At 61.7% G+C, this 14,188-nt stretch carries 16 protein-coding genes; 8 read left to right on the forward strand and 8 right to left on the reverse strand.

From position 1 onward, the window contains the following. The 5 genes from IPK70_10925 to IPK70_10945 are packed head-to-tail and all read right to left on the reverse strand — an operon-like array spanning window position 1 to window position 3,610. Complete coding sequence (locus IPK70_10925; protein ID MBK8227674.1) at window positions 1–1,005, reverse strand: hypothetical protein; 1,005 nt, start codon at window positions 1,003–1,005, stop codon at window positions 1–3. Next, window positions 1,002–1,904, reverse strand: coding sequence for a PD40 domain-containing protein (locus IPK70_10930; GenBank protein ID MBK8227675.1), 903 nt, complete (start codon window positions 1,902–1,904; stop codon window positions 1,002–1,004). The genes IPK70_10925 and IPK70_10930 overlap by 4 nt, the downstream gene beginning before the upstream one ends. Further along, window positions 1,895–2,299 (reverse strand): DUF1761 domain-containing protein, encoded by a 405-nt coding sequence (locus tag IPK70_10935; protein MBK8227676.1) that lies wholly within the window; start codon window positions 2,297–2,299, stop codon window positions 1,895–1,897. Before IPK70_10935 ends, IPK70_10930 begins: the two co-directional genes overlap by 10 nt. Window positions 2,300–2,357: 58 nt before the next feature. Continuing rightward, window positions 2,358–3,188: an AraC family transcriptional regulator gene (locus IPK70_10940; GenBank protein ID MBK8227677.1), complete on the reverse strand. Its 831-nt coding sequence runs from the start codon at window positions 3,186–3,188 to the stop codon at window positions 2,358–2,360. Between the two features lie 35 nt (window positions 3,189–3,223). After that, complete coding sequence (locus IPK70_10945; GenBank protein MBK8227678.1) at window positions 3,224–3,610, reverse strand: helix-turn-helix transcriptional regulator; 387 nt, start codon at window positions 3,608–3,610, stop codon at window positions 3,224–3,226. 178 nt (window positions 3,611–3,788) lie between these two features. Between IPK70_10945 and IPK70_10950 the strand changes: the two genes are divergently transcribed. The 4 genes from IPK70_10950 to IPK70_10965 all read left to right on the forward strand — a co-directional run bounded on the left by IPK70_10950 (window position 3,789) and on the right by IPK70_10965 (window position 6,982). Then, on the forward strand, window positions 3,789–4,535 hold the full coding sequence (locus IPK70_10950) for a type 1 glutamine amidotransferase domain-containing protein (GenBank protein ID MBK8227679.1): 747 nt from the start codon (window positions 3,789–3,791) through the stop codon (window positions 4,533–4,535). 102 nt (window positions 4,536–4,637) lie between these two features. Further along, window positions 4,638–5,570, forward strand: coding sequence for a hydrogenase (locus IPK70_10955; GenBank protein ID MBK8227680.1), 933 nt, complete (start codon window positions 4,638–4,640; stop codon window positions 5,568–5,570). Window positions 5,571–5,573: 3 nt separating this feature from the next. Beyond that, complete coding sequence (locus tag IPK70_10960) at window positions 5,574–6,344, forward strand: DUF481 domain-containing protein (protein MBK8227681.1); 771 nt, start codon at window positions 5,574–5,576, stop codon at window positions 6,342–6,344. Window positions 6,345–6,376: 32 nt separating this feature from the next. Then, the gene (locus IPK70_10965) at window positions 6,377–6,982 is read left to right on the forward strand and encodes an NAD(P)-binding domain-containing protein (GenBank protein MBK8227682.1); all 606 of its coding nucleotides are present in this window, start codon (window positions 6,377–6,379) and stop codon (window positions 6,980–6,982) included. 355 nt (window positions 6,983–7,337) lie between these two features. Here the strand turns inward: IPK70_10965 and IPK70_10970 are convergent, their stop codons facing one another. Further along, a complete protein-coding gene (locus tag IPK70_10970; GenBank protein ID MBK8227683.1) occupies window positions 7,338–7,739 on the reverse strand; it encodes a helix-turn-helix transcriptional regulator in 402 nt (133 codons plus the stop codon). Between the two features lie 76 nt (window positions 7,740–7,815). Between IPK70_10970 and IPK70_10975 the strand changes: the two genes are divergently transcribed. The 4 genes from IPK70_10975 (at window position 7,816) to IPK70_10990 (ending at window position 10,945) form a co-directional block, all read left to right on the forward strand. Then, the gene (locus IPK70_10975) at window positions 7,816–8,583 is read left to right on the forward strand and encodes a nuclear transport factor 2 family protein (GenBank protein MBK8227684.1); all 768 of its coding nucleotides are present in this window, start codon (window positions 7,816–7,818) and stop codon (window positions 8,581–8,583) included. Between the two features lie 3 nt (window positions 8,584–8,586). Further along, window positions 8,587–9,534, forward strand: a complete 948-nt coding sequence (locus IPK70_10980) for an NAD(P)-dependent alcohol dehydrogenase (GenBank protein MBK8227685.1) — start codon at window positions 8,587–8,589, stop codon at window positions 9,532–9,534. 141 nt (window positions 9,535–9,675) lie between these two features. Then, a complete protein-coding gene (locus tag IPK70_10985; protein MBK8227686.1) occupies window positions 9,676–10,293 on the forward strand; it encodes a DUF1211 domain-containing protein in 618 nt (205 codons plus the stop codon). A gap of 4 nt (window positions 10,294–10,297) precedes the next feature. Then, window positions 10,298–10,945 carry a carbonic anhydrase gene (locus tag IPK70_10990; GenBank protein MBK8227687.1) on the forward strand — a complete coding sequence of 216 codons (648 nt, stop codon included), beginning with the start codon at window positions 10,298–10,300 and terminating at the stop codon, window positions 10,943–10,945. 9 nt (window positions 10,946–10,954) lie between these two features. Here the strand turns inward: IPK70_10990 and IPK70_10995 are convergent, their stop codons facing one another. After that, entirely contained in the window at window positions 10,955–12,772 is a 1,818-nt protein-coding gene (locus IPK70_10995) for a class A beta-lactamase-related serine hydrolase (GenBank protein ID MBK8227688.1), read from the reverse strand. 67 nt (window positions 12,773–12,839) lie between these two features. Then, entirely contained in the window at window positions 12,840–13,940 is a 1,101-nt protein-coding gene (locus tag IPK70_11000) for a DNA alkylation repair protein (GenBank protein ID MBK8227689.1), read from the reverse strand. Window positions 13,941–14,188: the final 248 nt, after the last annotated feature.

The following is a 14,188-nucleotide window of genomic DNA, read 5'->3' on the forward strand; positions in this document are numbered from 1 at the left end:
TCATGGTTTCGGACCGGATCGCGTGGCAACGGTCGCCAGCACGAACACCGGCGCCTGCTCGCTCAGCGTATCCGTGGTGAGCTGCTTCGCCTGCTTGGTGCGCATGTCCATGAGATAGATGTCGTAGATCGGGCGTTCCTCGTCGCTCACGAGCGGCGTGCCGCTGTGCACGAGCAGGTTCTCATCCGGGCTCCAGCTGTGCCAGTCCTCGTCGAAGCCATCAGGCGTGAGCTGCTGCTCGTCGGTTCCATTGGGGTTGATCGAGAAGATGCTGAGGTTGCCCTTGCGCTTGGAGCAATAGGTGATGCGCCCGCTCTTCAGCCAGGTCGGCGGACCGGCGTGATAGGCCCACCACTCGGCGGTCGTGTCGGTGGCCGGGTAGTGCGTGAGCTGCCGCAGGCCGCTGCCATCGGTGTGGATGATGTGCAGTTCGGCGGGATAGCCGTGCTTCACTTTCTCTTTCGCGCCCCGGAAGACGACCTGTTCGCCATCCGGTGAGAAGCATGGGTCGTTGGCGTAGGCCAGGCCGTGGTAGAGCGTGTCGAGGATCGCGCCCTCCTTGCTGATGCGGAAGAAGGCCGTATCAGCCTGCCCCGGCCCTGAGCCGGGGTTGATGCCTTTCGGGTCAACGATGAACTCGGCGCCGTTGAAGCGCGAGCCCATCCAGCTGTCCTGCAATTGCCGGTCGCTGATGCGGCGTACGTGGTCACCGTTCGCGTCCATCTCGTAGAGGAAGTAGCAGCGGTGGCAGGTGTCGCGGTCGCTGAGGAAGAGAAGGCGATCGCCGTAGGCCGCGTACACCCACTCCACGCCGGGCGTATTGGTGATGTTGCGCCGGTTCTTGCCATCGAGGTCCATCACGAAGATCTCGTAGTTGTCCTCCGGCGTGTTCGTGTACACGTTGAAGGCGATGCGGAGATCCGGTGCTTGTTCGTGCTGCTCCACAGGCGTGGGAGCGCCGCAAGCCACCGCAAGGAGAACGGTGAAGAGGATCGCCGTTCTCATTGTTTCCGAGGATGCATCGGCCGCCACGCCCCAGCTTCATCGCGACCGTCATTATCGGTGAGGGGGCGTATGCCCGTTCCATCGGGCCGCACCAGGACCAGCTCCGTGCTGCGAGGCCGAACGCTCGTGTACGCGATCCATTGGCCATCCGGCGACCAGGCCGGCCATCGGTTGTCGAAGCCATCATCGACCAGCACGTGGTCGTCGGTGCCATCAGGTCGGATCATCCGCAGGTGACAACCGGCGCGGTCGCAGCTGTGGTATGCGATCCACGCCCCGTCCGGCGACCAGTCGGCCAGTCCGTCGAAGCGGGCCGTTCCTTCCAGCCGTGTCTCCTCACGCGTGCGCAGGTCCATGATCATCAGCTCGCCATCCGCCTGATGCACTGCGGTGTCACGGGCCGGGAAGATGCGCAGGTACACCATGTGCGTGCCATCCGGCGAAAAGCGCGGCGAAGAGGACGCATAGCGATCGTGCGTGAGCGGCTCCATCTCGCCTCCGGGCCACGCCATGCGGTACACCTGGTCCTTCTTCAAGGAGTCCTTGGCCACCATGAGCAAGGAGGAACCATCGGGTGCCCAGCTCGCCACGCGGAGGTGCCACGGACCAGAATGGATCACGCTGTCCTTCGCGATGTCGAGCACCTCCATGCGCAGGCTGTCCTTCACGTAGTGGTTGAAGGCGAGCAAGCGGCCGTCGGGCGACCACGCGTAACCGTATTCAGTGTCGGCGCTGTGCGTGAGCCGCCGCGTCGTCGGAGCATCGCCCAATTGCATCAGGTGAATATCCGGAAAGCTGTCGGGCCTGCTGAACCAGGCGATCTCACCGGATTGACCGAGCGCCATCAGGGCCACGAACGGACCGATGGGTGCGACCAGTCGCGTTCCGATCATCGCCATGCCCCGATGATAAGCCCTTTCAGCGTGAAGGCTACGAGCATGTAGCCTGCATTGATGAGCATGTAGCCCCATTTCCGTTGCTCGAAGAGCCCGACGATCATGAAGGCCAGCGCGGCCCAGACGCCGGTGAGCAGGCCGTAGAGCGCGCCTTGCGAAGCGTTCATATCCGGCGAGCCGAGGAAGAACGCGAGGTTGTAGCTGATGATGAGAGCGAAGAGGCAGGTGAGCCCGTAGGTCTTCGCGGGGTTCATGGCCTTCTTCAGGCCTTCATCCGTGAAGCCGTTCGCATCGCGCCAAGGCTTGTAGAAGAGCAGAGGCGAGTACCAGAGAGCGCCCACGAGCAGGTCGCTCAATGCGGCAACGATGATGGCGAGGTGGTTCAGGTGAACGTCCATGGGATGAGGAGATTGCCGCGAAGGAATCGACCGTGGAACGGATCCGCTTGGAAAAATTTCACCTGATCTCCACCGGTAGCCAGTTGAGGAAGGGGCCTTTCACCTGCATGTAGCGCGTCGGCGTGTGGCCGGTCATCTCCAGGAACTGGTTCACCATGTGCGACTGGTCGTAGAAGCCATGCTCCAACGCAAGTTGCGCCCAATCGGGATCCGTCTCACACTCCAATCGTCGCACCAGCGTTTGGAAGCGCACCAGGCCTGCGTAGCGCTTCGGCCCCAACCCGCAATGGCGCTGGAAAAGGTCGTTCAAGTGCTTCTGCGAGCAGCCGAGCTGATCGCTGATCGCGCCAACGGTCCCGATGCCGTTGCGTTGCTGCAGTGCGCGCAACGCGATGCCCACGCGTCGCTCAACCGTGCTCGCGGGAAAGAGAGGCGCCAGCACATCCTCGGCCTCATTCAGCATCGCTTGTGCACCGCGTTGCTCCAGGGCTTCACCAAGTTGGTCGCGCACGGAGCTGAATGCCGCACCGAGCAACAGGTCGAGGTCCACCACCTTGTCATTCAATTCGACCGCCGGGATGCCGATCAAAGCAGGCAACACGCCCTGACGCAGGCGCAGGACGAGCATAGGTTCGCCGCTTCCCACACCGATCACGATTCGCGAGGTGCGCATGCCGCTCACCCATCCGCGCTTGTGCAAGTCGAAGCGCTCGCCGTGCTCATCGTGCCAACGCTGCTTGGGCGCATTGCTCAGGTCGATCACCACCTCGCAGCCTCCGTCGGGCACGAAGACCTCGCGCGCGTGCGGGGGGCGATAGCCCTGGTGGAAAGTGACGTGCTCCACGGCGTGGGCAAGGGCGCCGGTGGGTTGACGGAAAAGGAGGAGCATGCAGCAAGGTATCGTTCCGGATCGGCTTGCGACGATCACCGTTTCCTCAATACCCCCTTCTTCTTCGGGAAGTAGAACTCGCTCTTGATCCCCGCCGCCTTCATCAGGTCAAGGCCGTACAGCCGAAGCGTTTCGATCACGGGTATGGCCTGTTCGCCGAGCGGCGTGAGTGCGTACTCGGTGCGCGGGGGTACTTCCGCGTACACCTTGCGGGAGACGAGCCCGTGCTGCTCCAACTCACGCAGTGCCGCGGCCAGTTGACGGTCGCTGATATGCGCCATGCTCTTCTTCAACTCGCTGAAGCGCTGCTTCTCCTTCTTCAGGCGGTAGAGGATCGGACTCTTCCACGTGCCACCGATGTGCGCCATGGCGAACTCCAACGGGTTGTAGTACACGTGGCCGTCGTGGGTGAAGTCGGGCATGGTTGATCAGATGATCAGATGATGAGACGATCAGGATGATCGCCTTGCCGCTGCGAATGTCGTCCACAGCCCGCGAACGACGCATACTAACCAGAACGTAAGTACCCTACGAATATGTCTTAACGGCGATATGTGCATGTACGCGCCGGAGGTTTGCATCCGAAATCCAACGAAGACCATGAGCGCAGCACTCAACCTCATCGACCCCGCGAAGCCCAAGCGCATCGCCCTCATCGCCGCCAACGCATCCACCAGCAAGCAGACCGGGTGGCCCATCGGCTTTTGGTGGGCCGAGCTCACACACCCTTATTGGGAGTTCGTGGAGAAGGGCTATCAGGTGGACATCTTCAGCCCCGACGGCGGCGATCTGGAGGCCGACGGCTTCAGCGACCCCGAGCACGAGAGCGGCTACAGCGCAGCCGACATCCTCAGCCTCGGCTTCAAGAAGAGCGCGAAGCACGCCGAACTGGTGAAGAATACCCGCCCCATCAGCGCCATCAAGGTGGCTGACTACGATGCGGTGTTCCTCACCGGCGGCCAGAGCCCCATGTACACCTTCATCGACAACGCGCCGCTGCACAAGCTGGTGGTCGACTTCCACGAGGCGAAGAAGGTGGTGGGCATCGTGTGCCACGCCACCTGCATCCTGCTGAAGGCGAAGACCGCCGATGGCAAGCTGCTGGTGGACGGCAAGACCTGGACCGGCTTCGCCGATGCCGAGGAGCAGTTCGCGGACAACTTCGTGGGCCAGCGCATCCAGCCCTTCTGGATCGAGACCGAGGCGCGGAAGCTGCCCAACACCAACTTCATCACCGGCGGGATGTTCAAGGCCTTCGCCGTGCGCGATGGTCGCCTGATCACCGGCCAGCAGCAGTTCAGCGGCTCGGCCACGGCCCGCATGGTGATTGAGGCGCTCGGGGCCTGAAATGCAATTACCACAGAGGCACAGAGGACACAGAGGGCGCAGGCCAGTGAGGCCGTCGCATTTCTCCGTGTCCTCTGTGTCTCTGTGGTGAATGTTCCGACCATGATCATCAAACGTCGCTTCGATCCGCTGAAGGTGCTGTCCTACGTGCAGGGCGAACTGCTGCTGGCGCTGATCGCGGCGGCGGCGGCCTACGTGTTGCACCGGTGGGAGCCGCTGGTGGCACTGCCCTTCAGCATCGCCGCCACGCTGGGCGGTGCGCTGGCCATCTTCATCGGCTTCCGCAACAACAGCGCGTACGGCCGGTGGTGGGAGGCGCGCACGCTGTGGGGCGGCATCGTGAACAGCACACGGGTGCTGGGGCGGCTCATCATCACCTTCACGGACAGCCACGCCCACCAACCCAACTTCGATCGCGCGCGCAGCGAAGCCTTCAAGCGGGAGATGGTGTGGAAGGTGATCGCTTGGAGCCATGCCTTGCGCCTACACCTGCGGGGGCAGAGCGACTGGTCGCCCGTAATGGCGCTGATGCCAGCAGAGGAGCGTGCCACGGTGGACGCGGCGGCCAACAAGCCGAATGTGGTGATGCAGCTGATCGGACAGCGGATCTACCGCGCGATGGCGGACGGTACGCTCGGCGGCTTCGACAGCTTCCAGATGGAGGGGCAGCTGCTCGCGCTGGCCAACTACCAGGGCGGCTGCGAGCGCATCAAGAACACGCCACTGCTGCGCCAGTACCACTTCTTCACGCGGCTCTTCCTACAGGTCTTTGTCATTCTGCTGCCCTTCTGCCTGGTGGCCGATCTGGAGCGCATGGGCATCGGCTGGGTGGTGGTCCCCGTGGCGCTCATCATCAGCTTCGTCTTCGCCATCATCGGCAAGGTGGGGGAAGTGAACGAGGATCCCTTTGAGGGGCGCATCACCGACGTGCCATTGACCGCGTTGTGCAACACCATTGAGCGCGACCTGCGCGAGCTGCTTGGGGAAACGGAACTACCCGCGAAGCTCCAACCCGTGGATGGTTACCTGGATTGATCCATGCGCGTGCTCTTTGTCATCGGCTTTCTCACGCTCAGCAGTGCCGGACGCGCCCAGCTCAGCGAAGTGGACACGCTGCGCTGGCAGTATCGGGTAAGCGCCACCGGCAATTGGCTGCGCGGCAACGTGGAGCAGTTCATGCTGTTGGGGACGGGTGAGCTGGCCCATGTGAAGGAGCGCTGGGGCTTCAAGAGCGCGCTCAACTACCAGTACGGCACCTTCTTCTACAGGCAGACACTGGGCGAGGGCATCTGGCGCAACTTCGTTTACGCGAACCCGCGGGCCCGGCTCTATCCCTATCTCATGTTGTGGTATCAGCAGAGCTATCAGCGCGGCATCGACCACCGCACACAGGTGGGCCCGGGCATCACGTACGTGTTGCTACGGAAGAACGCACAGCTCCTGAAGCTTTCGGCCACGGGCACCTACGAGTCGAACCGCTTCCGTACGGCCTTCTTCCGCGAGCGGCCGGAGCTGACCAGTGCCGAACTGGAGACTTGGCGCATCACCGGCCGCGTTTATGGCGAACAAAAATTGCTGGAAGGTGTCATGCGCCTGCAATACGAAGCGTGGGTGCAGCCGTCCGTAAGCGATGCCAACAACCTGCGTGCCCACGTGGAAGCGGCACTCAGCATCCCACTGAAGAAGGGCTTCGCCCTGCGCCAGGCCGTGAACTGGAGCTACGAAAGCGTGGTGCAGCAGCGCAACACGTACGAGGATCTGTTGTGGACCTTTGGGGTCAGCTACGAAGGCCGATCGAAGGCCCACTGACAACGAACAACCGTCAACGAACTACAGCACCCATGAACATCACCATCATCGGCGCCGGCAACATCGGCGGCACGCTTGCGGAGAAATGGAAATCCGCCGGGCATGACATCCTGATCGGCGCCCGCAACCCGAACGACGAAGAGACACGTGTGTGGGCCCAAGGCATCGGCGCCCGCGTGATGCCGATCGCGGATGCGGTGAAAGCCGGTGATGCCGTGCTAATCGCCACGCCGGGCAAAGTCGTGGTGGACCTCGCCGCATCGCTTGGTTCGGTGCTTACCGGCAAGCTGGTGATGGACGCCACCAACATGGCCGGTGCGCCTGGGACCAGTCCCGGTTTCGATGCACTGAAACGCGCAGGCGGTGATGTGGTGAAGGTCTTCAATTGCACGGGCTGGGAGAACCTCGCCGATGTGCGCTACGGCGATAAGGTGGCCGATATGTTCATGGCGGGGGGCAGCGATGCGGCCAAGGCCACCGTGCGTGAGCTGGTGAAGGCGGTGGGCTTCGCCGACGCCATCGATCTGGGCGGCGACGACAAGGTCCACATCCTCGAAGGCTTCGCGTTGGTGTGGATCGATCTGGCGATCTTTCAAAAGATGGGCCGCGGAATTGCGTTCAAATTGCTGCGGCGGTGAACATCGGAGGCCTTTGGCCTTCGAGATCATGACCTATGCGGCTATGAGCGCGATCCTGTGCTTGGGTCGACGGCCCAGATCATGGAAGCTCGCCTCCCAGATTTGCGCTGTTCAAGCCCGGGAATTGGCGCCGGACGAACCCCAGCCGCTCATTGCAGAACACCACGAACCGGAGGCATGGACCTCTCAGCAGGTAAGCGCTCTGTGGAAATATTGGCAGGGTACACTTATCTGGTCTCTCTTGAAGAGGACCCGAACCGGATCGTCGCTTCTTCCCGCAAATGGGCCTGTACGACAACTTGGACAGGAATGGGGAAGCTGTCCACTATCTGGAGATCGCCTGATCACAAGCGTTTCATCGTTTCCGCTTGTTTCCGCGCGGCTCTTGCATCTGCTTGAGCCCCCACTTGCTCATGGCATCGATCACGGGTAGCAAGCTCTCCCCCAGCGGCGTGATGGCGTATTCCACACGCGGCGGTATCTCCGGGAAGATCGTCCGCGAAAGGAGGCCATCGTTCTCCAACTCGCGCAGTTGGGCCGTCAGCATCTGCTTGCTGATGCCATCGATCGCTCGCTGAAGCACGCCGAAACGGTTCGCGCCTTTGCGGATCAGATGGATGATCACCGGCTTCCATTTACCCCCGATGAAGCCCACCGTGAAGGTCACCGGGCACTGGTCCGGACCGAGTGCGGAACTTTTTTCTGGAATGGCTGCACTCTTCTTTCCCTTTGTAGGCGTTATTACTCCTGTTTTCATGACTATATCACGATCCAGTGACTACTTGTGTGGATCGGACCAAGGTAGAAGTTTCGCACCACCGAAAACGATCACCATGACACCCAACGAAACGAAGAACCTGCACCTGGCGCTCGACGCCATGGACGACATCCTGATCTGGAAGGACAAGCCCGCCGTGGCCAAGAGCTTCCACGACGATTTCATCCAGCACAACCCATGGGCCAAGGACGGCCGCGCGCATGTGGAGGAGATGTGCGACTTCAGCTTCGCATGGAAGCCCATCCGCTGGGTGGCACAGGGCGACCTCGTGGCCCATCACTGCGTGTACACCGCCCCCAATCCGTTAGGCAACCTGCCGCTCGTGGGTGCCGATATCTGGCGCATCGAGAACGGCAAGATCAAGGAGCACTGGGATGCCCTGCAACAGGTGCCCATCGAGGTGGCCCGCCACATGACCAACGGAGGTGGCCAGGGCGAACTGGATGTGACGGCCGAACGCGTGGAAGCCAACGTCCGTAACGTCCGCCGCCTCTACGACGAGGTGTTCAACGGGGGTAACACGGCACTGCTGAGCGATCTGATCGGCGATACCTACATCCAACACCACCATGGAGTACCTGACGGTCGCGAGGCATTGCACGGCTTCCTGCAGCACTTGGGCGGCCTGCGCAACGTGGTGAAACGCACCATCGCCAGCGGGGATCTCGTCTTCGCCCATGTGCACTACCAGCAGGAGGGATTCACCAACGTCACCATCGACATCTTCCGCCTGGATGCGCAAAGCCGAATCGTGGAGCATTGGGATGTGAGCCAGGACATTGTGCCCTTGGAACAGGCTGGCAATACGCACCCCCACTTCTGAACCATGCACGCACTACGTTACGACCGTTATGGCGGTCCAGAGGTGATGGAGTGGCGTACGCTGCCAGAACCGATCCCTGCCGATGGTGAGGTGAGCGTCCGCGTGAAGGCCGCATCCATCAATCCGGTGGACATCAAGGTGCGTCAGGGGGAGATGAAGATCATGACCGGTCGGCGGATGCCGAAGGGCATGGGCTCCGATGTGGCTGGCATCGTGGAGCGCGTTGGCCCCGGCGTCTCCGAGCTGAAAGCGGGCGATGCGGTCTTCGGCTACATCGGCTTCAGTTCCGCGAACAGCTTCGGCGAGCTCGCCATCGCCAAAGCCGACCTGCTGGTGAAGAAGCCCGAAGGCATCACGTTCGAAGAAGCCTCCTGCCTTCCCCAAGCCGGTGTAGCCGCCTTGCAAGCGCTGAAGGACAAGGCACATCTGCGCACCGGCCAGCATGTTCTGGTGGTGGGCTGCACCGGCGGCGTGGGTCAGTTCGTGGTGATGGTGGCCAAGGCGCTGGGTGCGCAGGTGACCGGCATATGCCGCGCCGAGCAAACAGACAGCGCGGCCAAGCTCGGTTGCGACCGCATCATCCATTCCACGGACGAAGCGAAGCACCGTGCTCCGAACGGATACGACGTGATCTTCGACACACCGGGAGCACTGCGAACCGCGCAAGCCATGGCGATGCTCTCCGATAAGGGTGTCTTCCTCGACCTGAACCCGAAACCCGCCAACCTGCTCGGCGCCTTTCTCTTGAACCCGTTCCGCAACCGGAAGCACCGCCCTCTGATCACCGCTGTGCGCCGCGCCGACCTGCTGGCACTCGCCGACCTCGCGACCCGTGGTGCCCTTCGACCGTTGATCGGTCGTGTGGCGCCCATGCATAGCGCTGTGCAACTGCTCACAGCCATGGAGCTTGGTGAGCGCAGCGTGGGCAAGACCGTGCTGGTGAACGATTGAGCGCAAGGGACGATCCGATCCATCCTCGAAGGCTTCGCGTTGGTGTGGATCGACCTGGCGATCTTTCAGAAGATTGGCCGCGCGATCGCGTTCAAGTTGCTCCGCCGCTGAAAATCGGATCCTGAAGAATACCTTGGCGTCATGCACAAGAGCCGATTGGAGGCCTTCAGTGATGGTGTGCTGGCCATCATCATCACCATCATGGTGTTGGCGCTGCAAGTGCCCAAGGAGCCCACGTGGCAAGCGATCATGGCCCTATGGCCCGTCTTCCTCAGCTACGTGCTGAGCTTCCTGTACGTGGGCATCTATTGGAACAACCATCACCACCTCTTCCAAGCGGCGCGCTCGGTCACGGGTGGTGTGCTCTGGGCCAATCTGCACCTCTTGTTCTGGCTTTCCATCCTGCCATTCACCACCGCGTGGATGGGCGAGAACGAATTCGCGCGGATCCCCATGATGCTCTATGGCACCAACCTCTTGCTCTGTGCCATGGCCTACTACATCCTGCAACTCCAACTCGCCGTGCACCACGGTCCGCAGAGCGCCTTCACGCAAGCCTTGGGGCGCGATGTGAAAGGCAAGGCCTCGTTGGTCGTGTACGCCATCGGACTGGCCGCGGCGTGGTGGGTCTCGCCCTGGATCGGTTTCTCGGCCTTTGGTCTCGTGGCCTTCCTCTGGTTGATACCCGACAAGCGCATGGAGCGCGCGTTCAGCCAGCATGCCGCCACGACCACCAGCCAGCACGAACGCAATTCATGAACGCATGACCACGGACCTCTACAAGCAAGTCTTCGAGAACAACAAGCAATGGGTGGCCGACAAGCTGTCCGTTGATCCGGCCTATTTCGAAAAGCTGGCCCAAGGGCAACATCCGGAGTTCCTCTACATCGGCTGCAGCGATAGCCGGGTGACCGCAGAAGACCTCATGGGCCTGAAGCCCGGCGAGGTCTTCATCCACCGCAACATCGCCAACCAGGTGGTGCCGCTGGATGGCAATGTGAACGCGGTGGTGCAATACGCCGTTGAGCACCTCAAGGTGAAGCACATCGTGATCTGCGGCCACTACAACTGCGGCGGGGTGAAGGCCGCGTTGGAGCCGAGCGACATGGGCCAGCTGAACAACTGGCTGCAGACCTTGCGCGACGTGTACCGCCTGCACATGGCCGAGCTGGATGCCATCACGGATGAGCGTGCACGCTTCGACCGCTTGGTGGAACTGAACGTGTTGGAGCAGTGTATGAACGTGATCAAGCTGGACCACGTGCAGAAGCGCTGGTACAAGGAACGCCTGCCCATGATCCACGGCTGGGTCTTCGACGTGCGCACCGGTCAGTTGAAGGACCTTGGCCTGGACATGGAGAAGGAATTCATGGCCATCCGCAAGGTGTACGACCTGAAGCCTACGGTCTGACCGGCGGGTCTATTCGATTATAATCCCTTCGCGCTCCAAGTCCGCGACGATGATCGCCGCATTCGCGTTGTTCGGGTCCATCTGCGCCGCACGCTTGTAGTGGATCAGCGCCTCGCGCTTGTCGCCGAGCTTCAGGCAGGCCTCGGCGTAGCTGTCGTACACGTTGGAGCTCTTCGGGTAGAGCTTCATGTTGATGAAGAAGAGATCCCGCGCCTGTTCGACCTTGCCGGTGTTCATCAGCTCGTAGCCGAATACGTTCAATCGCTGTTCGTTCACGGCTTCGTCGTTGGGGTCCGCGGCCAGCAGATCGGCGTAAGCTTTCAGGGCCGCATCGCGTTGGCCGCGTTGTACCAGTTCGAATGGCACGAACTCGTTGTCCTTCATGCGCGGAAGCGTCGACAGGACTTCGCCGTCCTCTCCATCGCTCACACGCAGCGTCATGCTGCCGGTGGAGTCCGCCACGAATCGGCGGCGACGCTCGTCCATCCGGCTCACGAACACACCTTCACCGATGTGCACCAGCTCGGTGGGCGCTTCGCGCAGCGGCTCGCGGAACAGCTTTCCATTTCGCAGCGCGATGGTGACCATGTTGTCGTTGCCGCCTTTGTAACGCCCGGTCAGGGCCGTCAGCGCTGCGGCGTCCATCGGCACCTCCTTGTATTGCGGAATGTACTCCGGCCAGTCATAGGCGCGTGCGATGGACCGCATCACCTCGCCCATGAAGGCCGGTTGGTTGGCGTTGATGAGGATCACCGCGCCCTTGCCGTTCTTCAGATGCCCGACGATCTGGCCGCAAAAGCCTTCGTTCCAACCGCCATGCTCGAAGTAGCGCTCACCGTTCCGCTCATCGATCATCAACCCGACACCGCCATGTGGTTCCAGCAGTGGTTCGACCATCTGCAGGGCGGTCGCGCGGAGCAGCACCTTGCCGCTGTCGGTCGCGAGGGTCTTCTGCATGTCGATGACGAAGTGCGCGAGGTCCGTCGCTGTGGTCCACAGGCCATCGGGCGAGATCTCCGGATACACGTGCCACTTGCCCACGGTCATGGAGCCATCGGGCACGTAGCCGCTAGCCGCGTTATGTGCCTTGCGCTCCGGTAAGGGCTGCTCGAAGGTGCTGCGCGACATGCCTAGCGGGGCGAGCACCAGGTCGTGCATGTGTTGAGGGATCGCCCCGCCCTTCACATCGAGGATCAGTTGCGAAGCCACGCAATAGCCGCCGCCGGAGTAGCGCCATGCTGTTCCAGGTATTTGATCAACGACCACAGGCGGTGAGTTCGCGGGTGCTTCACCATTCAAGATGTTGACCAACGTGGGCAGTGGGTCCCCGTTGCGATACCCAGCGAAGCCATGCACCGTTGTCCCCGCCACATGGCCCAGCAGGCGCTTCAAGGTCACCTTCTCCGTGGCGGTGAATGCGTTCTCCGGGACTTTCCACGAGGTGAGCTGGGTGTTCACATCGGCATCAAGTTGCAGTGCGCCTTGCTCCACCAGCTTCAACGCGGCCATGGCGAATACCGGCTTGCTGATGGACGCGGCCTGGAAGAGCGTGCTGTCCGTGACCGGCTGCTTCGTGATGGTGTCCATCACGCCGTAGCTCTTCACCCAGGCGATCTTGAAGCTGTCGATCACCGCGATGCTGACGCCGTGCACGCCGTAGTGCTTCATGCGCTCCTCGATGGTCCACAAGCTGTCGCCCTCGATGAACACCGGGTTGCAGAGCCCGGTCTCCACATGGCGGCGGAGGAACTCGGCGGGGTCGTCGGTGCGGTGGGGTGTCTGGCAGGCCGTGAGCGCCACGATGAGCAGCAGGATCGGATACTTCATGGTATCGATGATGGTGCGTAAAGCTCGGGGGAATGGCGCCTCATAGTTGCTGCTTTTGAGCGGCCGTTCAGCAAGACAGGGAGAAAGCAGCGCTCACACGTTCCCTTCCGTTCACCAGTATCTCCACCACATGCTCTCCCGGGTAGTGCTTCCGTGTGCTGAAGTCCACGATGCGCTGGCGTTTGGTGAACCTGTGCGAGGCGCGTGGTCCAAGTTCGACCTCCTTCAGCTTGAAGACCTTCTTCGAGGTGCCGCCACTTGCTTTGCGGTAGTGGATAGCGTAATCGATGATGAGTTGCTGCGCCCGTGCGGCTTCGGAGATCACGGTGAAGGAGAATTCGAGTGCATCGCCGAGCATGATGCGCTTCGATGAAAGCGTGAGATCCTCCACGCGGACCTTCACCTTGGTGTCGAACGCGAAGAGCGCGAGCGCTGCAGGGTCGCCGGCCTTGATGAGCGTGCGGCTGGCGTGCTTGGCGATCCAGGCGGTATGCGGGTGCTTCAGGTCCCACGACCGGAGCACATCGACCATGTAGGCCGGGTGATCCTTGCTGAAGTCGTTCAGGTGGTTGGCCACGGACTTGCGCACGTACAGCGAATCATCGGCACGCAGTCGTTCAAGGATGGGCGTGGTGAGCTTCGGGTCCTTCAGCACGGCATCCAGCCGGAACGACCATGGCAACCTCGGCCGGCTTCCCTCGGAGGCCAAACGCCGCACGTGCTCGTTCTCATCCTCGGCCCAGGTGCGCATCACCTTCAACGTACCCTTCACATCGCGGCGGATGAACTCGCGCACGGCGAATTCGGAGGATCCGAACGAGGTGAAGTACTTCAGGGCATCAAGCGAGAACGTAGGATCTTCCTGGCCGAACTGACCGACGAAGTCCGGATAGAGCAGCGCGGTGTAGCCTTTGGGCATGCGCGGTGCCAAGTCCTTGAGCACTTTCACCGCCTTGCGGAAGTCAGTGGGGAGATGGGTGCGCAGCGTGATACTCGCGTGGCGCATCCTGGCGTTCAGCTCGCGCGCTTCGTTGCCTTGCTGAGCCTCTTTCAAGAAGGTGGCCCGCTTGAACGGCGGATACACCGCTTCTGCCTCCTTCGCTAGCCTCGCGAAATAGACGGCATTGAACATCTCCTTGAGCCGCTCGGCCATGCGGCAAAGATCCATGGCATGGTCCACTGTCCGTTCAACGGACCTGCTCCGCGGAATGGCAGCTGTCCGCTCGAGATTGTCGGGTCAGGAACAGTCACGCGAGTGAATCAAGATAGCTGCCCGGTCCCTGGTTACAAGGCACCGGTCCCTGGGTTCAACCATGCGCGCGCCAACCTGTCAGCCCTTGTTGAGCTTCGTTAACAGAGTGAGCATGAAACTAACCGGGGTGCCCGGCGTTCTCCTTATGGCACGGTACCTGCCGC

The organism is Flavobacteriales bacterium (genome assembly GCA_016712535.1).
Taxonomy (GTDB): domain Bacteria; phylum Bacteroidota; class Bacteroidia; order Flavobacteriales_F; family PHOS-HE28; genus PHOS-HE28.

Bases quoted from the DNA above. Each gene is read 5' to 3' on its own strand.
- IPK70_10925 (MBK8227674.1), bottom strand. From the start codon at position 1,005: ATGAGAACGGCGATCCTCTTCACCGTTCTCCTTGCGGTGGCTTGCGGC.
- IPK70_10930 (MBK8227675.1), bottom strand. From the start codon at position 1,904: ATGGCGATGATCGGAACGCGACTGGTCGCACCCATCGGTCCGTTCGTG.
- IPK70_10935 (MBK8227676.1), bottom strand. From the start codon at position 2,299: ATGGACGTTCACCTGAACCACCTCGCCATCATCGTTGCCGCATTGAGC.
- IPK70_10940 (MBK8227677.1), bottom strand. From the start codon at position 3,188: ATGCTCCTCCTTTTCCGTCAACCCACCGGCGCCCTTGCCCACGCCGTG.
- IPK70_10945 (MBK8227678.1), bottom strand. From the start codon at position 3,610: ATGCCCGACTTCACCCACGACGGCCACGTGTACTACAACCCGTTGGAG.
- IPK70_10950 (MBK8227679.1), top strand. From the start codon at position 3,789: ATGAGCGCAGCACTCAACCTCATCGACCCCGCGAAGCCCAAGCGCATC.
- IPK70_10955 (MBK8227680.1), top strand. From the start codon at position 4,638: ATGATCATCAAACGTCGCTTCGATCCGCTGAAGGTGCTGTCCTACGTG.
- IPK70_10960 (MBK8227681.1), top strand. From the start codon at position 5,574: ATGCGCGTGCTCTTTGTCATCGGCTTTCTCACGCTCAGCAGTGCCGGA.
- IPK70_10965 (MBK8227682.1), top strand. From the start codon at position 6,377: ATGAACATCACCATCATCGGCGCCGGCAACATCGGCGGCACGCTTGCG.
- IPK70_10970 (MBK8227683.1), bottom strand. From the start codon at position 7,739: ATGAAAACAGGAGTAATAACGCCTACAAAGGGAAAGAAGAGTGCAGCC.
- IPK70_10975 (MBK8227684.1), top strand. From the start codon at position 7,816: ATGACACCCAACGAAACGAAGAACCTGCACCTGGCGCTCGACGCCATG.
- IPK70_10980 (MBK8227685.1), top strand. From the start codon at position 8,587: ATGCACGCACTACGTTACGACCGTTATGGCGGTCCAGAGGTGATGGAG.
- IPK70_10985 (MBK8227686.1), top strand. From the start codon at position 9,676: ATGCACAAGAGCCGATTGGAGGCCTTCAGTGATGGTGTGCTGGCCATC.
- IPK70_10990 (MBK8227687.1), top strand. From the start codon at position 10,298: ATGACCACGGACCTCTACAAGCAAGTCTTCGAGAACAACAAGCAATGG.
- IPK70_10995 (MBK8227688.1), bottom strand. From the start codon at position 12,772: ATGAAGTATCCGATCCTGCTGCTCATCGTGGCGCTCACGGCCTGCCAG.
- IPK70_11000 (MBK8227689.1), bottom strand. From the start codon at position 13,940: ATGGATCTTTGCCGCATGGCCGAGCGGCTCAAGGAGATGTTCAATGCC.